Source organism: Schleiferilactobacillus harbinensis DSM 16991 (assembly GCF_000425885.1).
In the GTDB taxonomy this organism is placed as follows: domain Bacteria; phylum Bacillota; class Bacilli; order Lactobacillales; family Lactobacillaceae; genus Schleiferilactobacillus; species Schleiferilactobacillus harbinensis.
In genome coordinates, this window is sequence record NZ_AUEH01000001.1 from 148,383 (window position 1) to 171,898 (window position 23,516).

General features: G+C 55.0%; 21 protein-coding genes. 19 read left to right on the forward strand and 2 right to left on the reverse strand.

Features of this window, described 5'->3' with window-relative positions; translation table 11 throughout:
* Positions 1–24 precede the first annotated feature (24 nt).
* The 9 genes from H627_RS16380 (at position 25) to H627_RS0100785 (ending at position 10,699) form a co-directional block, all read left to right on the forward strand.
* On the forward strand, positions 25–2,019 hold the full coding sequence (locus H627_RS16380; protein WP_035439592.1) for an acyltransferase family protein: 1,995 nt from the start codon (positions 25–27) through the stop codon (positions 2,017–2,019).
* 303 nt (positions 2,020–2,322) lie between these two features.
* The gene (rnz, locus tag H627_RS0100750; protein ID WP_027827367.1) at positions 2,323–3,279 is read left to right on the forward strand and encodes a ribonuclease Z; all 957 of its coding nucleotides are present in this window, start codon (positions 2,323–2,325) and stop codon (positions 3,277–3,279) included.
* The gene (locus tag H627_RS0100755; RefSeq protein WP_035439595.1) at positions 3,266–4,072 is read left to right on the forward strand and encodes an SDR family NAD(P)-dependent oxidoreductase; all 807 of its coding nucleotides are present in this window, start codon (positions 3,266–3,268) and stop codon (positions 4,070–4,072) included. Before rnz ends, H627_RS0100755 begins: the two co-directional genes overlap by 14 nt.
* A 26-nt stretch (positions 4,073–4,098) precedes the next feature.
* A complete protein-coding gene (locus H627_RS18950; protein WP_051225050.1) occupies positions 4,099–4,524 on the forward strand; it encodes a LapA family protein in 426 nt (141 codons plus the stop codon).
* 66 nt (positions 4,525–4,590) lie between these two features.
* Positions 4,591–7,212, forward strand: coding sequence for an ATP-dependent chaperone ClpB (gene clpB, locus H627_RS0100765; protein ID WP_027827369.1), 2,622 nt, complete (start codon positions 4,591–4,593; stop codon positions 7,210–7,212).
* A gap of 145 nt (positions 7,213–7,357) precedes the next feature.
* Positions 7,358–7,591 (forward strand): 50S ribosomal protein L32, encoded by a 234-nt coding sequence (rpmF, locus tag H627_RS0100770; protein WP_027827370.1) that lies wholly within the window; start codon positions 7,358–7,360, stop codon positions 7,589–7,591.
* Positions 7,592–7,713: 122 nt separating this feature from the next.
* Entirely contained in the window at positions 7,714–8,259 is a 546-nt protein-coding gene (locus tag H627_RS0100775) for a DUF1836 domain-containing protein (protein ID WP_027827371.1), read from the forward strand.
* Positions 8,256–9,833 (forward strand): bifunctional metallophosphatase/5'-nucleotidase, encoded by a 1,578-nt coding sequence (locus H627_RS0100780; RefSeq protein ID WP_027827372.1) that lies wholly within the window; start codon positions 8,256–8,258, stop codon positions 9,831–9,833. Before H627_RS0100775 ends, H627_RS0100780 begins: the two co-directional genes overlap by 4 nt.
* A 14-nt stretch (positions 9,834–9,847) precedes the next feature.
* Positions 9,848–10,699, forward strand: a complete 852-nt coding sequence (locus tag H627_RS0100785) for a hypothetical protein (protein WP_051225051.1) — start codon at positions 9,848–9,850, stop codon at positions 10,697–10,699.
* On the opposite strand, the gene H627_RS0100790 is transcribed toward H627_RS0100785, so the two are convergent.
* Positions 10,696–11,643, reverse strand: a complete 948-nt coding sequence (locus H627_RS0100790; RefSeq protein ID WP_027827374.1) for a GntR family transcriptional regulator — start codon at positions 11,641–11,643, stop codon at positions 10,696–10,698. The genes H627_RS0100785 and H627_RS0100790 overlap by 4 nt on opposite strands.
* A 128-nt stretch (positions 11,644–11,771) precedes the next feature.
* Entirely contained in the window at positions 11,772–11,957 is a 186-nt protein-coding gene (locus H627_RS0100795; RefSeq protein ID WP_027827375.1) for a DUF2929 family protein, read from the reverse strand.
* Positions 11,958–12,080: 123 nt separating this feature from the next.
* On the opposite strand from H627_RS0100795, the gene dnaE reads away from it, so the two are divergent.
* The 10 genes from dnaE to H627_RS0100845 all read left to right on the forward strand — a co-directional run bounded on the left by dnaE (position 12,081) and on the right by H627_RS0100845 (position 23,478).
* The gene (gene dnaE / locus H627_RS0100800) at positions 12,081–15,458 is read left to right on the forward strand and encodes a DNA polymerase III subunit alpha (protein ID WP_027827376.1); all 3,378 of its coding nucleotides are present in this window, start codon (positions 12,081–12,083) and stop codon (positions 15,456–15,458) included.
* Positions 15,459–15,582: 124 nt separating this feature from the next.
* Complete coding sequence (gene pfkA / locus H627_RS0100805; protein WP_027827377.1) at positions 15,583–16,542, forward strand: 6-phosphofructokinase; 960 nt, start codon at positions 15,583–15,585, stop codon at positions 16,540–16,542.
* 63 nt (positions 16,543–16,605) lie between these two features.
* Complete coding sequence (gene pyk / locus H627_RS0100810) at positions 16,606–18,375, forward strand: pyruvate kinase (protein ID WP_027827378.1); 1,770 nt, start codon at positions 16,606–16,608, stop codon at positions 18,373–18,375.
* Between the two features lie 269 nt (positions 18,376–18,644).
* On the forward strand, positions 18,645–19,124 hold the full coding sequence (locus tag H627_RS0100815; RefSeq protein WP_027827379.1) for a DUF441 domain-containing protein: 480 nt from the start codon (positions 18,645–18,647) through the stop codon (positions 19,122–19,124).
* Between the two features lie 13 nt (positions 19,125–19,137).
* Positions 19,138–20,031, forward strand: coding sequence for a CvfB family protein (locus H627_RS0100820; RefSeq protein WP_051225052.1), 894 nt, complete (start codon positions 19,138–19,140; stop codon positions 20,029–20,031).
* Positions 20,021–20,911 (forward strand): site-specific tyrosine recombinase XerD, encoded by an 891-nt coding sequence (xerD, locus tag H627_RS0100825; RefSeq protein WP_027827381.1) that lies wholly within the window; start codon positions 20,021–20,023, stop codon positions 20,909–20,911. The genes H627_RS0100820 and xerD overlap by 11 nt, the downstream gene beginning before the upstream one ends.
* 75 nt (positions 20,912–20,986) lie before the next feature.
* Positions 20,987–21,373, forward strand: a complete 387-nt coding sequence (locus tag H627_RS16390) for a hypothetical protein (protein ID WP_035439599.1) — start codon at positions 20,987–20,989, stop codon at positions 21,371–21,373.
* Complete coding sequence (locus H627_RS0100835) at positions 21,370–22,134, forward strand: segregation and condensation protein A (protein WP_051225053.1); 765 nt, start codon at positions 21,370–21,372, stop codon at positions 22,132–22,134. The genes H627_RS16390 and H627_RS0100835 overlap by 4 nt, the downstream gene beginning before the upstream one ends.
* Entirely contained in the window at positions 22,131–22,754 is a 624-nt protein-coding gene (scpB, locus tag H627_RS0100840) for an SMC-Scp complex subunit ScpB (protein ID WP_027827383.1), read from the forward strand. The genes H627_RS0100835 and scpB overlap by 4 nt, the downstream gene beginning before the upstream one ends.
* Positions 22,747–23,478, forward strand: a complete 732-nt coding sequence (locus H627_RS0100845) for a pseudouridine synthase (RefSeq protein ID WP_027827384.1) — start codon at positions 22,747–22,749, stop codon at positions 23,476–23,478. Before scpB ends, H627_RS0100845 begins: the two co-directional genes overlap by 8 nt.
* Positions 23,479–23,516 lie beyond the last annotated feature (38 nt).

Consider the following 23,516-nt stretch of genomic DNA (forward strand, 5'->3'; position numbering starts at 1 on the left):
GAGCTGAAAGGTGATAGGGAAGTAATGCAACGGGCAGGGCAAACGAAGAAACGGCGGTTTATCACCGGCTTCAGCGGGTTACGTACATTGGGTGTTTTGGGGGTTATTTTATACCATTTAAATCCCAACGTGTTTCGGGGCGGCTACCTTGGGGTGCCAATCTTCCTCGCGTTAGCCGGGTATCTCATCGCCGACCAAGTGATGCGCGAACTGCGCAGCACAGGTCATTTCCGCTTGCGCCGTTTTTACGGCCGGCGGCTGAAAAAAATCTACCCCACGCTGATCGTGATGCTTTTCGCGACCAGTACGTATATCGTGTTGTTTCAGCGTAACTTGTTGGCTAATCTGCATAAAATCATTGCGGCCAACTTGTTAAACTACTATAACTTTTGGCAAATCAGCAATGGTCAGTCGTATTTTGACCGGTTTGCCAACAATGAATCACCTTTCACCCATATGTGGACGCTGTCCATTGAGAACCAGTTCTACATTTTTGGGCCGTTACTGATTATTTTGCTATTCAAGCTCTTGAAGAATCGCAACGGCTGGATGGCGAATATTGCGTTGGCTATCTCAGTCGTGTCGGCTTTGTTGATGGCATTCTTGTACCAACCGGGAGTAGATCCCAGCCGGATTTACTACGGAACAGATACCCGGTTGTACGGAATTTTTCTCGGGGTGGCACTGGCTTTTGTCTGGCCCACAGATCGGTTGCGGACTGCGGTGGCTAGGAGTGATCGCTGGCTGCTGGACGGTATGGGTTTGGTCGGTATGGCTGGAATGCTTTGGCTGCTCTTCACGCTGGACGCTCAAAGCGCCTGGACGTACCGCGGCGGGATGGTTTTGTTCACAGTCTTCACCGTGCTGACCATTGCCGTCGTTGCCCATCCGGGGGCCGATTGGAACCGCATTTTGACCAATCCGGTTTTTGACTGGGTTGGCTCTCGTTCCTATGGTCTTTATGTCTATCAGTTTCCGGTCATGATCTTCTTTGAATCCAAGTTCCCAGACATCGCCAATCACCCGATTTTGTATCCCGTGATCGAAGTGGTGCTGATCGTAGCAATCAGTGAGGTGTCTTATCGCTGGATTGAACGGCCCATCGGCCAGTTTGATTTCAGTCAGCTCAAGACGTGGTTTCAGGGTTTGTTGCGGAATGATAGCCGGAAAGGCTGGACGAACCGCATCGCGGCTGCTTTAGTCGCGTTAATTCTGGTCGGCGGCAGCGTCGGCGTTGTGCAGGGCAGCCAAACCAAGGCCCACGGCGCGGATCAGTCTGCGCTGGCTAAGCGGATCAAGAAAAACCAAGCTGAAAACGATAAACGCAGCAAGGCCCAACTCGCCGCCATCAAGTCCGCCAATGCAGAGAAGAAGAAGGCCGCCAAGGATAAATCCTTGTCCGAATCGCTGTCTAAATCGCAGAGTGCTGCTGAAGAGTCCCGGGCGAAGGAACATCCAGTGAACAAAGATTTAGAGCAGTATGGTTTGACCCAGGTGCAATTGCAGCGTGCGCAGCAGATGCCGATCACGGCGTTTGGTGATTCAGTCATGATTGACGGACAACCACTGCTGACCCGTATTTTCCCGAAGATTTATATGGAGGCCAAAGTCGGGCAGCAAATGATCACGACAATTTCCCGGGTGCAAGCATTGGCTCAGCAGGGGGCCATGGCTGATGTTGTCTTAGTAGGATTAGGTACGAATGGTCCCTTCAGTACGGATCAGTTGGATCAGTTCATGCAAGCCATTGGACCCAATCGACGCGTATATTGGATCAATGCGCATGTGCCCACTAGACAGTGGCAAGGACAGGTCAACAGCATGCTGAATGAAGCAGCTAAACACTACAAAAATTTGCATGTGATCGACTGGTATAATTATTCGACACCGCATCCAGAGTGGTTCTCGGACGATCAAGTACATCCGAACCCGACTGGCAGTCCTTACTACGCGACCTTTGTTGCCAAGGGCATTTTAACGGGTGAACAACAAGCTCAAGAACAGAAGAATCAGCAGTAAATGGTGAATAGGGATTGAGACAACAGTCTGATTGCCCTGGCGTATCAAGGGCCGAGTGCGTAGCAAGCGGAGGCAAAATGAGCTCAGTGGTGGAAACCACACAGCGGCTTTGCCGCTGATGTGGTTAGGCGACTTGAAGACCGCGTTTTTTGCGGGCTTCAAGCGCCGTCACCACGTTCCAGCCCATTTTGCCGCAGCTTACGGAGCACTTGGCCCGACAGCCGAGACAGGACTTTTGGCTCATTCCCTTTTTCCCGTTATGTAGACACCAAACATGAACTCAGGATGGAGACGGACAAACATATGGAGTTGGTTTTTTTAGGTACCGGCGCAGGAGTTCCTGCGAAATCGCGGAACGTCACGAGTATTGCATTGAAATTGCTGGCCGAACGCAATGAGATCTGGCTGTTTGACGTGGGCGAAGCCACCCAGCACCAGATTTTGCGCACTAATATCCGGCCGCGCAAGATCACCAAGATTTTTATTACCCATTTGCACGGCGACCACCTCTACGGCTTGCCCGGTTTAGTGGCTAGCCGCTCGTTTCAAGGCGGCAACACCCCCTTGACGATCTATGGCCCCACCGGGGTGAAAGACTTCTTAGAGACTGCCCTGCGGGTTTCTGACACCCACCTGAGTTATCCGCTGCATTTCGTGGAATTGGATCACGGCGGCCAAATTTTTGACGACGCGACGTTCTCCGTGACGGCGGCAACACTGGATCACCGCATTCAAAGCTTCGGTTACCGGGTCGTGGAAAAACCGCACCCCGGTGAATTACTGGTGGATGACCTGCGGGCCGCCAACGTTCCCGCCGGGCCGCTCTACGGCCAGATCAAGGCCGGCCGCGACGTCACCTTGCCCGATGGCCGCACGATTCAGGCCGCGGACTATATCGCCGCTCCGCAACCAGGCCGGATCGTTACGATTCTGGGTGATACACGAAAGACGCCTAATGCGGTAAAATTAGCCATGGATGCGGATGTGCTGGTGCACGAAAGCACCTTTGGCGCCGATGAGGCCAAACTGGCCAAGCGGTATTACCACTCCACGAGCAAGACGGCGGCAGAAACCGCCAAGGAGGCCCATGTCGGACTGCTGCTGCTGACGCACATTTCGGCCCGCTACTTGGGCAGTGCGGCCCATCAATTGGCGGTGGAGGCCCGTACCGTCTTTCCGCATACGAAACTGGTTCATGATTTTGAAACCATCGAAATTCCATTTAAGAAAGCAGCGGTGATGAGTCATGTTGGAAAATGATACTAAAACACTGACCGGTCAAGTGGTCGCTATTACGGGGGCCAGTTCCGGCATCGGCCAGGCGGTGGCCTACGAGGCCGCCCGCCAAGGGGCTACGTTGATTTTGCTGGCCCGCTCAGTCGATAAACTGACGGTGTTGAGCCAGGATGTGACCCTGCTCTCTGGGGCACCAGCCTATGTCGTGCCGGTGGACGTGGGCAGCCGTGAGGCCATTGATGACGCCGTGGCAGCGATTCAAGATAAAGTTGAGCGGGTCGACGTGCTGCTCAATGCCGCCGGGTTTGGCGACTTTGAATCAGTCACTGGAACGGACTGGGCCACAGTCAAGCAATTATTTGCTGTGGATGTGCTGGGGTTGATGTATTTTTCCCGTAAGATTGCCGGCATGATGATCGATGCCCACTACGGCCACATCTTCAATGTCGGGTCCATGGCCGGTAAACTGCTTACCCCGAAATCGGCTTATTATTCAGCGGCGAAAGCGGCGGTGATTCAGTTCTCGAATGTCCTGCGGCTGGAGCTGAAGCCTTTTGGTATTCTAGTCACCACGATCAATCCGGGACCGGTGGCCACAAATTTCTTCAGCATTGCGGACAAGACCGGCCAATACTTAGACAATGTCGCGGCTTTCACCATTGATCCAGGAGATTTAGCGAAAAAAATCGTCCGGACGATCGGCCGCCCGCGCCGGGAGATCAATGTCCCGGGCATCATGGCGGTGGCCAGCGTCTTGTATCCGCTGGCACCGACGATTGGGGACCAGATCGTGTTGTTGTTTGGCAACCGCAAGTAGCGGCAAACGGGTAGGGGGAGAATCAGATGAAAAAGCAGATTCGGTTAATCATTACAGTCGCTTTGACGCTGCTCATCGTCATTTTTGCGGTATTGAACGTCAACAATGCGGCAATCAACTTCGGTTTTGCTAAAGTGCAGCTGCCGTTGGTGCTGATTATCATCGGCGCGGCGTTTTTGGGGATCGTGATCACCGCACTGGTATCCATTGGCCAGCAGAATGAGTTGAAAAAACAGGTCAAAGACGCTGACAAACGCGTCGCGACCGCCGATCAGGCGCAAGAGGTGGCCGTCAAAGCGGCTGTCAAAGCAGAGAATGAGCGGTTGACCGCTGAGATGAACGCTGCCTTGGCGGAAAAGGATGAGCAGATCAAAGCCTTGCAGCGTCAGAGCAACACATTGACGCAGCAACAGGGCCAAATGCCGAAGCCGGCTCCGACTCAAGAAGGATGACGGCGGCCGCGGGGACTCGCTATACTGAATAGATCAACCACTCAGTGAAAGGAATGACCCGCATTCATGGATCCTGAAAAATTAACGCAAGCGGTCCGGGACGCATTGACCCAAGCCCGGCAAACCGCTGTGGTGCGCCACCACCAAGAGGTGGACGTACCCCATTTATTTTTGGCGCTCACCTTGCCGGAGACCTTAGGGGCGACGCTGCTGCAAAAAGCAGGCGTGGCCAACGCGGCCTGGACGGCCGAATTGAATAAAGAACTTGACGCTATCCCGGTCGTGGGGGGTGTCAGTGATTACGGCAGTGTGCTGAGCAGTAATTTAAACAATTTGCTGACCCAGGCCGATCAACTACGCCAGCAGTATCAGGACGATTTTTTGTCCAGCGAGCTGGTGTTTTTGGCGTTGTATCAATTACAATACCATCCGCTGACCCAATTCTTGATTCAGCAGGGGGCGACAGCGGCCAAAGTTAAAAAGTTGATCGATGACCTCCGGGGCGGACAGCATGTCCGGTCCGCCAACGCCGAGGCTAATTACAAAGCTTTGGAAAAATATGGCACCGACCTGGTCAAGGCCGCCCGTACCGGTAATCCGGATCCGGTGATCGGCCGAGACGACGAGATTCGGGATGTGATCCGCATTCTGTCCCGCAAGACCAAAAACAATCCGGTGCTGATCGGGGCTCCCGGCGTCGGCAAGACCGCCATCGTGGAGGGGCTGGCCCAACGGATCGTCCGCGGCGATGTCCCGGCTAATCTGCGGGACAAAACGATCATCTCTTTGGACATGGGCGCGCTGATTGCCGGGGCCAAGTACCGCGGCGAGTTCGAGGAGCGCTTGAAGAGTGTTTTAAATGAAGTCCAAAAGAGCGATGGTCAGATCATCCTGTTCATTGATGAGATCCACAACATTGTCGGTGCCGGCCAAACGGAAGGCAGCATGGATGCCGGCAACTTGCTGAAACCGATGCTCGCCCGGGGCGAATTGCATTTGATCGGAGCGACAACGCTGGATGAGTACCGTCAGCGGATCGAGAAAGACAAAGCCCTCGAACGCCGTTTCCAGCGGGTCCTGGTCCAAGAACCCAGTGTTGCTGAGACCATCACGATCTTGCGCGGGTTGAAGGAACGGTTTGAGATCTTCCATGGCGTGCGTATTCACGATGACGCCCTGGTAGCGGCGGCACGGCTGTCGGACCGGTACATCACGGATCGGTTCCTGCCGGATAAAGCGATTGATTTGGTGGATGAAGCCTCCGCAACGATCAACGTTGAGATGAATTCCCGGCCGACCGCTTTGGATGAAAATGAACGGGCCATCATGCAGCTGGAAATTGAGCAGCAGGCGCTCAAGAGCGAAACGGATAAGGCTTCGGCCAAACGCTTGGCAGTAGTCAACAGCCAGCTCTCCGATCTGCGGGAAACCAACCATACGCTCTCCGCCCAATGGGACGCTGAAAAGCAGGCCATCAAGGCAGTCAACGACAAGAAGAGCGCCATTGAAAAAGCCCAGCACGACTTGGCGGAGGCTCAGTCCCGCTACGATCTGGAAACTGCCGCCCGCTTGCAGCACGGCGACCTTCCCCGGTTACAGCAGGAACTGGCAGCTCTGGAGAAACAGGAACACAGCGGCCATTGGCTGGTGCAGGAATCGGTCACGGCTAATGAAATTGCGGCGGTCGTCGCGAACCAGACCGGGATCCCTGTGGCCAAGCTGGTCCAAAGCGATCGCGAGAAACTGCTGCACCTGGCTGATCAGCTGCACCAGCGGGTCGTCGGTCAGGACGAAGCGGTCAATGCTGTGGCCGACGCCGTTCTTCGGTCCCGGGCGGGGTTGCAGGACCCTAACCGGCCGTTGGGGTCATTCCTGTTTCTAGGGCCGACCGGCGTCGGCAAGACCGAACTCGCCAAAGCGCTGGCTGACGATCTGTTTGATTCCGAGAAACACATGGTGCGCATCGACATGAGCGAATACATGGAAAAATATTCCGTATCTCGTTTGGTCGGCGCCGCGCCTGGGTATGTCGGCTACGAAGAGGGCGGTCAGCTGACCGAAGCTGTCCGGCGCAATCCTTACACCATTGTCTTGTTGGACGAAATTGAGAAGGCCCACCCGGACGTTTTCAACATTCTGCTTCAAGTTTTGGATGATGGCCGATTAACGGATAGTCAAGGCCGGACCGTGGACTTCAAGAACACATTGATCATTATGACCAGCAACCTGGGTTCCGAAGCACTGTTGCAGGGCTTAGATGATCAAGGTCAAATTACTCCGGCCACCCGGCAAGCAGTGGATGCGATCGTCCACCAGCACTTCAAACCTGAGTTTCTAAATCGCATCGACGACATTATTATGTTTGCGCCATTGAATCGGGCAGCGATCCATACCATCGTGCATAAACTTTTGGGTGAGCTGAATCAGCGGCTGGCTGATCAGGATCTGCATCTTGAAGCGACAGATGCGGCCGTAGACTGGCTGACGGCCAATGGTTATGATCCGGCCTTCGGGGCGCGGCCGCTGCGCCGGCTGATCACGACGGCGGTGGAGACGCCGCTGGCCAAAGAGATCATTGCGGGGCACTTTGCACCAGACAGCACGGTCCTGGTGGACGCCGGCCCCCACGATCAGCTGACTTTTCGGGTAAAAACACCAATCAGTACCGGGGCAGACCAAGCAAATTAGGGAAAGCCCTTGTCTGTTGGGGCAAAAAATAGTATTATGTTTTGAGTGAGCTGTCAATGACATTTCCTTGACAGCAGATCGATCCGCAGAGGATCGGTACTATGATACGTTGATATCATCAATCCACGGTAAAGGAGTTTTGAAAATGGCAGTTCCTGCACGGAGAACTTCGAAAACGAAGAAGCGTATGCGTCGTGGGCACATCAAATTGACGGTGCCTAACATGCATTTTGATGCCGCCACCGGTGAATACCGTTTAAGCCACCATGTTTCCCCTAAGGGTTTTTACAAGGGTGAACAAGTGGTTAAACCGGCCGCCGCTGACGCCAGTGATGCTGGTTCAGATAATTCTGGCTCAGATAACAGTGCGAATGCATAAGGTGCTTCGGCATCTGGAAAAAAGTCCGGGTCTAATTCCGCTGTCCGCGGGATTAGGTCGGGCTCTTTTTTGTTTTGGGCATGGTAAAATAGAAGTCAATTAGTGAAAGGTAGGCGTTTCTTTTGGCAGACAACACAGTAACTTCCTACGTGACCGGTTTACAGCAGCTGGCGCTGCCCCGGTGGACGGACTTGCCGGCATTTTCCTTGTATGCCGAACAGGCGGCGGACATCGCCAATCAGGCGTTGGCGCCGTTTGCCTTTGCCCCGGTGACGACGAGCGATATTAATTATTGGGTCAAGCAAAAAATCGTCAGTGAAGCAGGCAAGAAGAAATTTGATCAAACGGGGATTGCCAAAATCTTGGTCACTGCCTTTCTCACCGAAGTGTATCCATTGGCCGATATCCGGACGGGATTGGCTCTGGTGCTGGCGGAACAGACAGCTCAGGCCTATGACTTCTTCGTGTTGACGACGATGAACACGGTCCATCGCTATGCCACTAATTTTCAGCAGGACGTGGTGATCCCTGGCCAAACGGCCGCTGCCGTCCAGGCAATGGCGGCACCCATGGCCCAGCTGGCCATCATGAGCGTCGTCCAAAAGGCGATCGTGCACCATGCGTTAGCCGCACTGGCGGCACCCGCCGCGGGGCAGCCGAAGGCATGAGCGAGACGACGACTTTAACCATTTTGTCAACCAGCGATACCCATGGTTTTGTTCTGCCGACGAACTACGTACAGCGGGATGGTACGCAGCCATTTGGCCTGACCCGGGCGGCCACGGTGATCGACACCGTGCGCCAGCAGGATCCGGCGCATACACTGGTAGTTGAAAACGGCGATTTCCTGCAGGGCTCGCCGCTGGCTTATTATGCAGTGAAAGGGACCGCTCAGTCCCAACCGAGTCTGTTGACCCAGGCCTACAATGCGGTGGGTTACGATGTCGGTACCTTAGGCAACCATGAATTCAATTATGGTGCTGACTATTTGCGTCAGGCACTGGCTACCCTGAATTATCCGCTGGCCCAGGCCAATATTTTGGACGAAGCCGGCCAGCCGGCGTTTGGCCCGGCCTATCAGCTGATCAAAAAGGGCGGGGTGACGGTTGCCATATTGGGCCTGACCACCAGCTATATTCCCCATTGGGAGAGCCCCGATCACATCCAAGGGCTGCAGTTTGCGGATGTCGTAAGCACCGCCGAGGAATGGGTTCCGCGGCTGCAGAAGCTAGCCGACGTCGTGGTGATCGCCTACCACGGCGGGTTCGAACGGGATCTGACCGATGGTGCGCCCACCGAAACACTGACCGGAGAAAACAAGGGCTATGCGTTGGCCCAGATTCCGGGGGTGGATGCGCTGATCACCGGACATCAGCACCGCCAGCTCGCGGGCCATGTCCATGGCGTGCCCACCACCCAGCCTGGATACCGGGGCGAAATGGTCGGGCGGATCGATTTGACCCTGACCCGCGAAAATGACCGGTGGACGGTGACGGACAGCGATGCCCAGCTGCTGCCGACCGGCACGGCTGTGCCGCAGCCGGCTATCACGCAGCTGATGGCCCCAGTCCAACAGACCGTGGAAGATTGGCTGGATCAGCCTCTGGGCCGGGTGCAGGGGGACATGACGATCCCGGATCCGGATGCCGCCCGAATTACTGAATCACCTTATATCGAGTTCATTCAAACGGTGCAAATGGCAGCGACCGGCACGGATATTTCCGGTACGGCGCTGTTTAACAATGAGGGCGCTGGTTTTGGCGCCACCGTGTCGCTGCGGGACGTGATGACCAATTATATTTATCCCAATACCTTGGCAGTGCTGCGCATCACGGGGGCAACGCTGAGAGCGGCGCTGGAAAAGAGTGCCCGTTATTTCCAGCCTGCACCCAACGGGGCCATTGGGGTCAACCCGCGCTTTTTACACCCGAAACCGCAACGATACAACTATGATATGTATCATGGCATCGACTACACGATTGACGTGGCCCAACCGATGGGCCAGCGGATTACGGCGCTGACGTACCATGGTCAGCCAGTCCAAGCCGATCAGCTGCTGGACGTCACGGTCAATCAGTATCGGGCCGTGGGCGGCGGCAACTACACCATGTTTGGTCCCCAGCAGATCGTGCGGGAGAACCAGAAGGACATGACAGAGCTCATTGCCGATTACTTACAAGCTCATCCGGTCATCACCGCAACGGCGGATGATAACTTCCACGTCATTAACAGCAGCAAATAAAGGAGACTTATTTTATGCATCAACGACTTGTGGCGACCCTCGCCATGGCATTAGGCCTGACTGTATTAGCCGGTTGCGGCAATCAGCAGATCAGTACCAGCAAAAAAAATTACGCCGCCGACGGTATGGTGGCTGTCATTAAAGGTACGGCGCCCAGCAAGGCGCAGATTACGGCCCAGGTCGGCCAAAACAACAGCCAGCGGGTGACTAACCATGACGGCAATTTTGTCTACACGGTTGCCCCCAGTGCCCAACCGCAAAAGGTCGTTTTCAAGGCCGGCAGCAGCCAGCGGACGGTGACTGTAGCGGCCAGCCAGAGTTTTGGCGCCTACACCAAGTTTGCAGCGAAATATAACATGATCCTGTTCCAGATGGCCCAGCAGGCGCAAGCCAAGGCCAAGGGCACCAGTCAGGCGGAACAGGCCGCTGCCCAGAAGAAACAGCAGGCAGCAATAGCGGCGATGCCCAAGGCCGCCCAAGCGGCCCTTCAGGCGAAGCTGCAAGCCCAGGCTAACCAAACCCCCGGAGCTTTCCCCGCTGCCGGTCAGGAGGGCATTCACAACGTCTTGAAGGCCCAGGGCAATACTGTTCGGACCAACGTCCAGGACGGTCAGCTGATTGGAGCTACGTTTATGACTCCGGTCAAGACCTTGAAGGATAAGAAAAAGGCGGCAGTCTTTGCCCAGCAATTTGCGCTGCTGGCATCGACTCTTGGGGCTGATGCCAAGTCGGTCATGAAGGACTTCCAAAAGCAAAGCAAGGATTCCCAAAACGGCCAGACGACGATGAAAACGATCGTATCAAATAAGGTCCGTTTTGATGTCGGCTTCTCACCCGATACCTTGTATATTTACATTACCCGTTAACCGCCGGTGACGAACCGTGGGGGGATAGTTTGCTGCCAGGGAGCCATGGTGCCGGACCACGCCTTAGTGGCCAGCAGCATGGCCGTCCAATCGAAGTTGATCAGCTGAACCCCCCAGGGCAGCATGTCTTGCTGCAGCTGAACAGCAGCTGTGGTCGGTAAATACGTAATCAAAAAATAGTAAACACGCTGCGCGGCAGCGTGTTTTTGTCTGCGCAAAAACGCCAGCAGACGGTTACGCTGATTGAAGACGTAGACGCCTGCCGGGCTGTCGTTCGTAATGGGCAGACTATGCACGGTGCCAAAAGCCTGGCTCATGCCGAGATAGCGGGCCTGGGCACTCGCCTGATCGGCCAACGGCGTATCGCCAGCGTCATCATAATAGACCGGCAGCGGAGAATCGCCAGTCCGCAGCTGGGTAACTTCATGCAGTAAGCCGGCAATCTCTGCGTTAGCGAAGGTGATCTGCGGCACGGGTAAAGAATGCTGGGTGGTCGTTGCCAGCACAAAAGGTATATCTTTATTGGTTAAAGAGTATATCTTTTCGGAGGGCAATTCGGGGGTGACAAGGATCACTGGATTCGTCTTTTTCTCTGGCAGGGTATCGCTCAGTGCCAGAAAGCGGTGGGGCGGCAATGGCGCAGTGTGCAGAGTCTGCCACAGGAAGGGCAGGGCGGGATCCAGATAGTAAGTCCGGAGGGGAGCGGCTGGCGTCTCGACAACTTTCTTTGTCGGGGGCTTAACAAAGCTGCCCGACCCGCGTTTGCGGCTGATCAGTCCTTGATCAGCCAGTTCAGTCAGGGCTCTTTTGGTGGTAATTAGACTAACCTCAAATTCTGCGGCCAGTTCCTTTTCAGTTGGAATCTGACTGCCCGGAGGATAGGTGCCGGCAGTGATTCGATTCCGGACAATGCGCTCAATTTGGCGATAACGTGGTTCAGCCATCGTATGCAGCTCCCTTCAAAAGATATACTTTATCACTGAATTAAGTATACTATATGACGGCTAAAAGGTATACTAAAACACCCATCATCCAGTTGGTCCGGACGATGGGTGTTTAGTAATCCAGTGAATTATGCCTTGACGTTTTTCACTTGATGCTCCATGTACATGGCGATGATATTTAACAGGGCTCCGCCGATCGCGGTAACGATCAGTGTCGTGCCGACCTGAAACTTGGTCTGGGTCAGGGCTGCGCCGATGAAACCAATGACCAGGCCCAGCAGCATGCCCCAAATAATGGGAATAATGTGTTTCACGAGCCGTGCCTCCTTTGTCAAACTGTCGTTAGTATAGCACAGCCGGTCGACAGCGCCCAGCGGCACTGGCAAAATTTGCTATACTAGAGACAGCTTAATTGACTGAATGAGAGGGGCGATACCATGGCGTTTACGCAATTACAGGTGATATCGGCATACAGCCTGTTAGAAAGTCCCACTAGGCTGACAGATTTGATCCAGGCAGCGGGGGAGCGTGGTTATACGGCGCTGGCCCTGACGGATCACAACGTGCTGTACGGCAGTGTTGACTTCTATCGAGCGGCGCAGACGGCAGGAATCAAACCATTACAGGGGCTGCTGCTGGATATGGCGCCGCTGCCTCCAGCGGCCGGGCCGGTGAATACTGACGATGGCGTGCCGGTACCGGCTGGCCGGCTGCTGCTCCTGGCATTGGATCAAACGGGGTACCATAATCTAATGCTGCTGTCGTCGGCCGCCATGACCGCACCGGCCCGGCAATGCAGCTGGGCGGCGTTCCAGGCACACCATGCGGGGTTGGCCGTGATCGTGCCGCCTTTCAATAGTTTGGTTGCTTTTTGGGCGCACCGGCAAAATGCGGCCACAGCCGCGGCGGTGCTCACCCAGCTGCAGACTGCCGCGGCGGACAGTGCGGTTTATCTGGGTATCAGCCGGCATTTATCGACCAGTGAGCAGCAGTTTTTGCAGGCTTTGGCGGATCAGCAGCAGCTGCCCCTAGCGGCTGTGGACGACGTGCGGTATTTGGCCCCCACGGATGCCTTTTCTGCCCAGGTACTGCAAGCGGTGGACCGGGGCGCCACGATGGATCACCCGGAGACCTTGGCGGCGACCCGGGGCCAGTTCTATTTGCCGCGGGACAAGGACGCGGAGGAAGCTTACATTCAGGCCGGACTGCAAAGTGCTGTCGAGAATACCGCCAAGCTGGCGGCCCAAGCCAATGTCACGATGACCTTCAAACGGGCAGAACTGCCGCATTTTCCGACCCCCAACGGCGAAACGGCGCTGGCCTTTTTGACGACTCTGGCGGAGACCGGCCTGCAAAAGCGCTTTGCCGGCCAAAGTGTACCGACGGCGTATATCCAGCGGCTGCACTATGAGCTGGGGGTCATCGATCAGATGGGCTTCCCTGATTATTTTCTAATCGTCTGGGATGTCATGAACTACATGCACCAAACCAACGTCATGACCGGCCCTGGCCGGGGCTCAGCGGCCGGCTCGCTGGTCAGCTATGCGTTGGCGATCACGGAAGTCGATCCGATTCAGTACCATCTCTTATTTGAACGTTTCTTGAATCCTGAACGCCAGCAGATGCCGGATATCGACTTGGATATTCCAGACAACCGGCGGGAAGAACTGATTCAGTATGTTCATGAAAAATACGGCGACAACCATATGGCACAAATCATCACCTTTGGCACTTTAGCTGCTAAAGCATCACTGCGCGATGTCGGCCGGGTATTCGGCCTCAGCATGCCGGAGCTGGGGGCGTGGACAAAAACCATTCCGCCAGTGCTCCATGTATCCCTGGCGCAGGCTGCAAAAGACTCGCTGCCTTTGCAAAACCGAATCAAGGATAGTCCGCTCAACCGGCTTTTGTTTGATACAGCGCTGCATCTGGAGGGGCTGCCCCGCAACACGTCCACCCACGCGGCCGGCATTGTGTTAAGCGACCATAACTTGACGGATGTTGTCGCGGTGCAGGAGGGCAGCAACGGGGTCAAACTGATCCAGCAGCCTATGGGCAACGCTGAAGCACTGGGGTTGTTGAAGATGGACTTCTTGGGCCTGCGCAATCTGTCCATTCTGGCCGCGGCCGTGCATTCAGTGGAAAAGGAGACAGGCCGGGAATTTGATCCGCGCCGGATCCCCCTTGATGACGAGGAGACGCTGGCCCTTTTCCGGGCTGGGGATACCAACGGTGTGTTTCAGTTTGAATCCAGCGGCATCAAGAACGTGCTGCGCCAGTTAGCGCCCACCAGTTTTGAAGATATCGTGGCGACCAATGCCCTGTACCGGCCGGGGCCGATGGATAACATTCCGACTTTTATTGCCCGTAAGCACGGTCAGGCACCAATCGAATACCCGGCTCCGGCACTCAAGGATATTTTGGCTCCGACTTACGGTGTGCTGGTTTATCAGGAACAGGTCATGCAAGTGGCCAACGTGATGGGCGGCTTCTCGCTGGCCAAAGCCGATTCCCTCCGGCGGGCAATGAGCAAGAAGAAAAAGGGGGTCTTGGACAGCCTGCGCACCGACTTTCTCCAAGGCGCGCAGCACCAGGGTTACTCCGAAGCAGATGCACAGAAGGTTTATGACTATATTGAAAGTTTTGCCAATTACGGCTTCAACCGGTCCCATGCGGTGGCGTACAGTATGGTCGCTTTTTGGCTGGCCTATCTGAAAGTACATTATCCGGCGCCGTTTTTCTGTGCTTTGCTGAATTCGGTGCGCGGCAACGACACAAAGATCAAGACGTATGTCCAGGAGGCTCGGCAGCATGGCGTTCGCTTGGCTTATCCCGATGTGAATGCTTCCTGGGCCTATTTCTCGGTGGCTCAGGGGACGATCCGGTTCGGGCTGACCTTGATCAAAGGTATTCGCACCGACTTTACCCAAGCCATCTTAGATGAACGCAAGGCTAACGGTGCCTTTCATTCCGTGGATGATTTCTTGCGCCGGGTGCCAGCCAAGTTCTTAAAAGATGATGCGCTGACGGCGCTGACTTTGAGCGGGGCGTTTGACCGGTTGGAAAACAACCGGCGTCAGCTGGTGGCCAATCTGCACAGCCGGGTGCAGAGCGCTGAGTTTGCCGGAGACAATACGTCGTTATTCAGTTTACTGACGCCTAAGGAGACCCAGATCACCGACTATGACGCCGGGGAACGGGCCGATTTGGCCGCGCAGTATTTGGGTGCCTACATCACCGGCCACCCCACGGACCGTTACGTCTTGCTGAAGGGCCGCTATCCCATTATCAGTGTCAGCAATATGTCGGCCAATGCCCCGGTGACGCTGCTGCTGTACGTGCGCCACGTCAAAACGATCCGGACCAAGAAGGGCGACGAAATGGCCTTTTTAACTGCTGAAGATGCCAGCGGCGGAGTAGATGTCACCATTTTCCCCAACCTGTACCGTCAGATCAGTCAGCAGCTGACCAATGATACAGTCTATCTTGTTCAGGGCAAGACGCAGGAACGCAACGGCGAACTGCAGGTGATTGCCAATCAGCTGCAGGCCGCCTCTCCACTGCTGGCGGAGGCCGTGCCGCTGACCCTGTATGTCCAGGTGCCGGCTGCGCTGGATAACCCGGCCATCCATCGCGAGATTGCCGAGATCCTGCGGGTGGGTCAAGGAAAGACCCCCGTGGTCGTTTATCGGCCCAAATCCGGTGAAAAACGTCTGTTGACGACACCCGTTGACTTTTCAGGCGCCCCCCAGCAATTGGCCGCTTTGAAAGACCTGTTGGGAGCGAAGAACGTTGTCCTGCGGGCGGCGCACTGAAAATAAATGCTTGCAAATTCCCTTGCAAATTACAAAGAAAGCAAGATTTTATTCAGGCAACGTGATATATTGATAGGTGTTGTGGAACGTCGTGTTCCAGTATTTTATTCCCTGAGGTGAAGAAATGAAACGCATTGGTATTTTGACGAGTGGCGGCGACGCGCCCGGCATGAACGCAGCCGTTCGCGCCGTCACCCTCAAAGCTCTCCACGAAGGCCTCGAAGTCTATGGTATTAACTATGGCTACGCAGGACTTGTAGCGGGCGACATTTTCCCATTGGACAAGGATACCGTGTTGGACATTATCCAACGCGGCGGGACGTTCTTGTATTCGGCCCGGTATCCTGAATTTGCCCAAGAAGAAGCTCAGTTGCGGGGGATTGAGCAACTAAAGAAGTTCGGTATCGACGCTTTGGTCGTTATCGGCGGTGACGGTTCTTACCATGGCGGCCTGCGCTTGACGGAGCACGGGTATAACGCAGTTGGTTTGCCAGGTACCATCGATAATGATATTCCTTATACCGACTTCACCATCGGCTTTGACACCGCCGTTAATACAGCGCTGGATGCCATTGATAAGATTCGCGACACGGCGGCCAGCCATGAGCGGACCTTCATCGTGGAAGTCATGGGCCGCAACGCCGGCGACATTGCCCTCTGGGCTGGGGTCGCTGGCGGGGCAGAAGAGATCATCATTCCTGAGAAGCCATTTGATATGGCGAAAGTTGCTGAGCACATCAATACGGACCGGCAGGCTGGCCGGAAGCATTCGGTGGTTGTTTTGGCTGAGGGCGTCATGCATGCGCCCGAATTTGCCGAAGAACTCAGCAAGTTTGGTGATTTCCATGTTCGCTCGACCGTACTGGGTCACGTGCAGCGGGGTGGCGCACCGTCCGCACGGGATCGGGTATTGGCGTCCAAGATGGGCGCATTTGCTGTGGAGCTCTTGATGCAAGGCAAAGGCGGCTTAGCCGTCGGCATCGAGAACAACCAGCTGACTTATCATCCGATGGACGATTTGTTTGAATCAAAGCACAAAGCAGATATGTCCTTGTATGATTTGAACGGTGACTTATCTCACTAGTTTTTGGTACGATGATTGTGTTGTACAGAGTGGTAACTAATTCATTGGAGGTTTTTACTGATTATGAAAAAGACCAAAATTGTTAGTACATTAGGACCGGCAAGTAACACGGTTGACTTGATCACGAAACTGATCGAGGCCGGCGCAAATGTTTTCCGGTTCAACTTCTCCCATGGTGATCATCCTGAGCATTTGGCTCGGATGAACATGGTGCATGAAGCCGAAAAGAAGACCGGCAAACTGGTTGGTATCATGTTGGATACCAAGGGTGCCGAGATTCGGACAACGACCCAAAAGAACAAGGGCTTCGAAGCCCACACTGGCGACGTCATTCGCATTTCCATGGATGACAGTCTGGAAGGCACACCAGAAAAGATCGCGGTTACTTATCCCGGTTTGTACGATGATACTCACGTGGGTGGTCACGTTTTGATCGATGATGGCTTGGTTGATTTGAAGATCACCGAGAAGGATGACGCTCATCGGGAATTGGTTACGCAAGTACAAAACGACGGCTACATTGGTTCCAAGAAGGGTGTTAACGCCCCGGGTGTTGAAATTCGGCTCCCTGGGATCACTGAGAAGGATACGGATGATATCCGCTTCGGCTTGGATCACAACATCAACTTCATTTCCGCTTCCTTCGTCCGCAAGGCCCAAGATGTCTTGGACATTCGCGAACTGCTGGAAGAGAAGCATATGGAACATGTCATGATCTTCCCGAAGATCGAATCCCAAGAAGGGATCGACAATATCGATGAGATCCTGAAGGTTTCTGATGGTTTGATGGTTGCCCGGGGCGACATGGGTGTCGAGATTCCGTTCGAAAACGTACCCTTCGTTCAAAAGCGCCTGATCAAGAAGTGCAACCAGCTGGGCAAGCCGGTTATCACTGCGACTCAGATGCTGGATTCCATGCAAGAGAATCCGCGGCCGACTCGTGCCGAAGTAACCGATGTTGCGAACTCCATCTTGGATGGTACTGATGCAACAATGCTGTCCGGCGAATCCGCCAATGGTAAGTACCCGGTTGAAGCCGTTTCAGCGATGGCGCGGATCGACGAACGCACTGAACAAGAAGTTGACGCTTCTGGTACGCTGTCTTATCAACGGATCCACGAATTCACTGGCGCTAACGCCACCGAATCCATTGGTGAAGCTGTCGTGAATACCGCCAATGATCTGCACATCAAGACCATTGTCGCCGCCACCAACTCTGGTTATACGGCGCGGATGATTGCTAAGTATCGTCCGGCGGCTGATATCTTGGCCATGACCTTCGACGAACGCACAGAGCGTTCTTTGACCGTCAGCTGGGGTGTCCACCCAGTATTAACGAAGCGCCCGGCCAACACCGATGAGATGTTCACGGCCGCCGCTGAATTAGCGCAAAAGGAAGGCTTCGCCAAGGAAGGCGACCTGATCTTGATCGTTGCCGGTGTACCGGTTGGTGAGAGCGGCACGACCAACTTGATGCGGATTCAATTGATCGGCTCCAAGCTGACGAATGGTCAAGGTGTCGGTGACGAAACTGTTGTCGGCAAGGCTGTTGTTGCTTCTTCTGCTGAGGAAGCCAACGAAAAGGCTGTTGATGGCGGCATCCTGGTTGTCAAGACAACCGATAAGGATTATCTGCCGGCTATTGAGAAGTCCAGTGCCATTGTCGTTGAGACTGGCGGCTTGACTTCCCACGCAGCAGTTGTCGGGATTGCCATGGGTATCCCGGTCGTTGTCGGCGCTAAAGATGCCACCACGCTGATCCAAGACGGTGAAGTCATTACTGTTGATTCCCGTCGCGGTATGATTTATCGTGGGGCCAGCAACGCGCTTTAATCAAAAGTTTGATCACTCATTGATCACGTTTGTCCGCCAGAGACAGCCGGGACGCCGGCCGCCGCTGGCGGTTTTTGTTCGAGGGCGCAGGCGACCGGTTAGAAGCGTCAGCATAAGCGCCAAAGAACAGAAACCCGTACTTAGGTTTATGTCCTTTGGCGCTTATGCGCTAGCTTCTGGTCGCCGGAGCCCGTTGTTTCGCGGCGGTCTTTCGCCGAGCGGTTAAATCCGGTAGAATGGGAAATAATATCAGGAAGCAGGGATGTCAGATGACGACACAATGGGAGAGCTGGTTATTCTTAGCCGCCATTTTTGCAGTGGCTTTGCTGGGGAAAAACCGTTCTCTGATCATTGCCGTGCTGATCGTGGCAGTGTTGAAGCTGTTTCCGTTCACCGGTAAATTATTAGAAACAGTGGGGGCCCAGGGCATTAATTGGGGCGTGACGATCATTTCGGTCGCTATTTTAGTGCCGATCGCCACCGGTAAGATCGGGTTTGCTGATCTGCTCAATGCCTTCAAGTCCCCCGCCGGCTACATCGCAGTGGCCTGCGGTATTTTAGTGGCGATACTTTCTGCTAAGGGCGTCGGCTTGTTAGCGGCTAGTCCGGAAATGACGGTGGCCTTAGTGTTCGGTACGATCCTCGGAGTCGTCTTTCTCAAGGGTATCGCCGCTGGCCCAGTCATTGCGGCCGGCATCACGTATACGATCCTGACGGTGATCAATCAATTGCCGGCGGGTATTAAGTAAGGAGCGGATGAATATGGCTGAAGAACAAACGGCATTGGTGCCGTTGCTGGGACAGGTAGTGGCCGCCCAGGTCACCGATAGTAATGATAAAGAGGTATTCGCCCAGGTCAGCGGTCACACCCTGGGTATTTTGCGGGCGGAGTTTGAGCAATCCCCAGCGCTAGGCGATACCGTGCACGCCTTGCTGTATACCGACAAGCACGATCGGCTGCGGGGCACGACCCAGATGCCCAAGGTGCGCATTGACCACTACGCCTTTGCCACCGTGACCCAGCGGATGCATTCGCTGGGGGTCTTCATTGATATTGGCTTGCCGGACAAGGACATTGTTGTTTCGAAGGATGTCCTGCCCTTTGACGATGCCGCGTGGCCGCAAATCGGCGACCGGTTGCTGGTGGCGTTATCCGTGGATAAAAAGGGCCGGCTCTGGGGTGAATTAGCAACGCCGGAGATTTTCCAGGCGATTGCGGCTCCGGCTAAGAGCGGCCAGCAAAACGAGACGGTCAAGGGGACTGTGTATAAGGTTCGGGAGATCGGCGCCCATGTCTTGACGGCGGATTACCAAGAGGGATTTATCCACCACTCCGAGTGGTTTTCGGCACCGCGGCTGGGCGAACAGGTTACGGCGCGGGTGATCGGCACCACCCAAGATCACGGTTTGAACCTGTCTTTGAAGCCCATGGCCTATGAAGAAATTTCGGACGATGCCCAGATGATCCTGGCTATGCTCCAGCAGGCCCCCCAGGGGACGCTGCCGTTTTCTGACCACAGCACACCGGATGAGATTCAAGAGACTTTTGCCATTTCCAAGGGTGCGTTCAAACGTGCTCTGGGCAATCTGCTGAAGCAGCGGCTGATCCAACAAGCCGATGGGCAGATCACCCTGGTTCAGCCGGATGAAAAATGAACAGGATATGCTGGCGGATTTCGCCCGCTATTTGCAACTGGACCAGGGCTTGGCGAAGAATACGCGGCTGGGCTATTGCCGGGACGTGGAGACGCTTTTTGCTTGGCTGAACGACCATCACGAAGCGCTGCCGGAGACCCCGGGCGCCATTGAGTCGTTCTTGCAGGATCAAGCAGCAGACGGCAAGGCAGTGCAATCTCAGATTCGGCTGGTGGCGTCGCTGCGCAAATTTTACCGCTTTGCCATGCATCGCCATTTAGTGCAGCATGATCCCATGACTTTGGTGGACGCCCCCAAAGCGACCCATCATTTGCCGGATGTACTGTCCGTGGCTGAGGTCCAGCAAGTTCTGGCCCAGCCGGATACAGGTAAAAAACTGGGAATTCGCGATCGGGCCATTTTGGAAACTCTGTACGCCACTGGTATGCGGGTCTCGGAGCTGACTCACTTGCAGCTGAGCCAGCTGCATCTGGATCTCGCCCTGGTCCAAGTGATTGGGAAGGGTGACCGGGAACGATTAGTGCCCATCGGTGATGACGCCATCAATTGGCTGACCCGTTATCTGCATGATGAGCGGGGTAATTACGTCAAGGGGCGGGAAGAGACTGTCTTTTTGAATTTCCGCGGCGGGCAGCTCTCCCGTCAAAGTGTGTGGAAAATGATCAAAAAGTACGTCGCGGCAGCCGGCATTCAGAAGGACGTCACCCCCCATACGCTGCGCCACTCGTTCGCGACGCATCTGCTGGAAAACGGGGCCGACTTGCGGGTCGTGCAGGAACTGTTGGGGCATGCCGATATCGTAACGACCCAGATTTATACCCATATTTCGAAAACCCGGCTGTTGGATGTCTATGCGCAGTACCACCCCCGCTATCATTAGCCTTGGTTCTTTGGCCGCTTGTGTGGTCTGGACCGCTGTGCTACCGTATGGGTGTTGTGGAAATGGAGGATCAGCATGTTAGTTAAGTACAAGAACGACTACGAAAAAATAGCCATGGGCTTGCTTTCGTTCGTTCCGGATCTGAAACCATTGGATCATTTGCAAACCGAGATGGCGTTGTACCAAAATGATCCCGAATATTTGCTGTACCTGTGGCGGCCGGCAGATTCTCAGGATTTTGCCGGAGTCGTGGGGATTCAGCGCAGTCAGGATATTATTTTGGTCCGCCATATTTCATTGATGCCGTCGGAACGGGGCAGCCACCAAACGTTCATGATTTTTGATGAATTGGCAAAGCTCTATCCCCATCAGAAGTTGATGGGCACGTTTGAGACGACGCCGTTGCTTGTGAAGTGGGAAAGCAAGCGGACGGCCGCTGATGCGGGGGACGATCAGCAATGAGTACGCTGCCCCTGACCTTCTCGGTACAAGATTATACGGGGCCGTTGGATTTGCTGCTGCACCTAATTCGTCAGCAGAAAATCGATATTTACGATATTCCGATCGCCCAGATCACCAGTCAATATTTGGATTTCATTCATCACCAAGAAGTCCTCGTGCTGGATTCGGCCGGGGATTATTTGGTGCTGGCGTCGACGCTGATGGCCATCAAGTCCAAATTGCTGCTGCCGGATAATCCGCTGACTGTGGCGGATGATGAACCGGAAGATCCGCGAGAAGATCTGGTCAACCAGCTGCTGGTATACGAGAGCTATCAGAAGGTGGCCGGGATCTTGAAGGAGATGGCCGCTGATCGCCACCGCCGCTACGACCGAGAACCCCAGACCCCGCCAGCCGCCACGGCTCAGCCGCTGGCGCCGGGGTTGTTGACGATCGATGCGTTGCGGTTGACCATGGAACGGATCTGGCAGCGGCAAAAAGCGCCCCGGATGCCGCGGCGGACCATTCCATTGGAGAAGCATGTGCTGGCGACCCAAATGAACCGGATCAAGACATTTTTGCAGCACCTGGGGCCCCACCGGCCGGTGACCTTTGGCCGGCTGCTCAGCGAAGCGCCCAGTGTGGATGAGGTCGTAACCACCTTTCTGGCTGTGCTGGAATTGCTGAAGGATGCCACGGTGGCCTGTACCCAGGAAGATTTTGCCGCGCCGCTTTATGTGGAATGGCGCCAGGAGACCGCCGCGAAAGGAATGATTTCATGAGCCAAGACCAGTTCAGCGCCGCTTTAGAGGCGCTATTGTTCGCTGCGGGCGAAGAGGGCATGACGCTCAATGACCTGGCCAGCACGTTAGGCATTGCCGTGCCGGCGGTCCGGGTGCAGGTTGAGCAGTGGGGCAGCGCGCTGGCGGCGGACCCGGAGCGGGGCGTTTACTTAGCGGTGTTTGGCGAGCGGTATAAGCTGCTGACGAAACCGGCCTTTGCCAACCTGATCCAGAATTATATGCAGGATGCCGGCAGCCGCCACCTGTCCCAAGCGGCTGTTGAAGTTTTGAGCATTATCGCGTATCAGCAGCCGATCACCCGCATCGAGATCGATGAGATCCGCGGGATTCACAGTGCGGGGGCATTGCAGACCTTGTTGGCCCACGAGCTGATCAGCGAGGCGGGGCGCAAAGACGCACCTGGCCGGCCGATTCTTTATGAAACGACCCAAACATTTTTGGATTATTTCGGTTTGGCCAGTTTGCAGGATTTGCCGCCGCTGCCCCATACCCAGGAACGGGCCGCTCCGGCGGCCGATCTGTTTGCCTCCTTTAATGCCCAGTTGGGGAGCGAAGAGGACACGACTGACGCAGAAGAAGAGGAGAAAAACGATGAGTGAACGTTTACAAAAAGTAATTGCGGATGCCGGGGTCGCTTCCCGCCGCAAAGCAGAGAAACTGATTGCCACCGGTCACGTGACTGTGAACGGGGATACCGTCACGGCCATGGGGATCAAAGTCACCCCCCAAGACGCTGTAGAGGTGGATGGGGTCCCTTTGACCCAGGAGCGCAAGGTTTATTTCTTATTGTATAAACCCCGCGGTGTGATCACGTCAGCCCACGATGAAAAGGGCCGCAAAACCGTGGTGGATCTGCTTAACGGCGTCCAGGAACGGGTTTATCCTGTGGGTCGACTGGATTATGATACTAGCGGCCTGCTCCTGCTGACGAATGATGGGGAACTGGCGAATGGCTTGATGCACCCGTCGTTTCAAGTGGATAAAACTTACGTCGCGCGGGTCAAGGGTATTCCTGTGGGCGAGCAGCTGAAGCAGTTGGAAAAGGGCGTCGTTTTAGACGGCCGCAAGACCCGGCCGGCCAAGGTAAAAGTGATCCGCACTGAAAAGATCAAGAATTACAGCATTATCCAGATTACGATCCACGAAGGCTGGCACCATCAGGTCAAGCGGATGATGGAAAAGGTCGGGCTCCCCGTGGACAAGCTGTCCCGGGAACGGTTCGCTTTTCTTACCCTAGATGGGTTGAATGCTGGCGAATACCGGTCTCTGCGTACCCATGAAGTACGGGAATTGTACGATTTGGTCGAAACCCGCAGCAAATAAGTTGACGCCGTGCGGTATTTCGTTTACTATGACGGTAT

Excerpts from the sequence above, each read along its gene's own strand:
- H627_RS16380 (WP_035439592.1), top strand. The coding sequence starts at position 25 with ATGCAACGGGCAGGGCAAACGAAGAAACGGCGGTTTATCACCGGCTTC.
- rnz (WP_027827367.1), top strand. The coding sequence starts at position 2,323 with ATGGAGTTGGTTTTTTTAGGTACCGGCGCAGGAGTTCCTGCGAAATCG.
- H627_RS0100755 (WP_035439595.1), top strand. The coding sequence starts at position 3,266 with ATGTTGGAAAATGATACTAAAACACTGACCGGTCAAGTGGTCGCTATT.
- H627_RS18950 (WP_051225050.1), top strand. The coding sequence starts at position 4,099 with ATGAAAAAGCAGATTCGGTTAATCATTACAGTCGCTTTGACGCTGCTC.
- clpB (WP_027827369.1), top strand. The coding sequence starts at position 4,591 with ATGGATCCTGAAAAATTAACGCAAGCGGTCCGGGACGCATTGACCCAA.
- rpmF (WP_027827370.1), top strand. The coding sequence starts at position 7,358 with ATGGCAGTTCCTGCACGGAGAACTTCGAAAACGAAGAAGCGTATGCGT.
- H627_RS0100780 (WP_027827372.1), top strand. The coding sequence starts at position 8,256 with ATGAGCGAGACGACGACTTTAACCATTTTGTCAACCAGCGATACCCAT.
- H627_RS0100785 (WP_051225051.1), top strand. The coding sequence starts at position 9,848 with ATGCATCAACGACTTGTGGCGACCCTCGCCATGGCATTAGGCCTGACT.
- H627_RS0100790 (WP_027827374.1), bottom strand. The coding sequence starts at position 11,643 with ATGGCTGAACCACGTTATCGCCAAATTGAGCGCATTGTCCGGAATCGA.
- dnaE (WP_027827376.1), top strand. The coding sequence starts at position 12,081 with ATGGCGTTTACGCAATTACAGGTGATATCGGCATACAGCCTGTTAGAA.
- pfkA (WP_027827377.1), top strand. The coding sequence starts at position 15,583 with ATGAAACGCATTGGTATTTTGACGAGTGGCGGCGACGCGCCCGGCATG.
- pyk (WP_027827378.1), top strand. The coding sequence starts at position 16,606 with ATGAAAAAGACCAAAATTGTTAGTACATTAGGACCGGCAAGTAACACG.
- H627_RS0100815 (WP_027827379.1), top strand. The coding sequence starts at position 18,645 with ATGACGACACAATGGGAGAGCTGGTTATTCTTAGCCGCCATTTTTGCA.
- H627_RS0100820 (WP_051225052.1), top strand. The coding sequence starts at position 19,138 with ATGGCTGAAGAACAAACGGCATTGGTGCCGTTGCTGGGACAGGTAGTG.
- xerD (WP_027827381.1), top strand. The coding sequence starts at position 20,021 with ATGAAAAATGAACAGGATATGCTGGCGGATTTCGCCCGCTATTTGCAA.
- H627_RS16390 (WP_035439599.1), top strand. The coding sequence starts at position 20,987 with ATGTTAGTTAAGTACAAGAACGACTACGAAAAAATAGCCATGGGCTTG.
- H627_RS0100835 (WP_051225053.1), top strand. The coding sequence starts at position 21,370 with ATGAGTACGCTGCCCCTGACCTTCTCGGTACAAGATTATACGGGGCCG.
- scpB (WP_027827383.1), top strand. The coding sequence starts at position 22,131 with ATGAGCCAAGACCAGTTCAGCGCCGCTTTAGAGGCGCTATTGTTCGCT.
- H627_RS0100845 (WP_027827384.1), top strand. The coding sequence starts at position 22,747 with ATGAGTGAACGTTTACAAAAAGTAATTGCGGATGCCGGGGTCGCTTCC.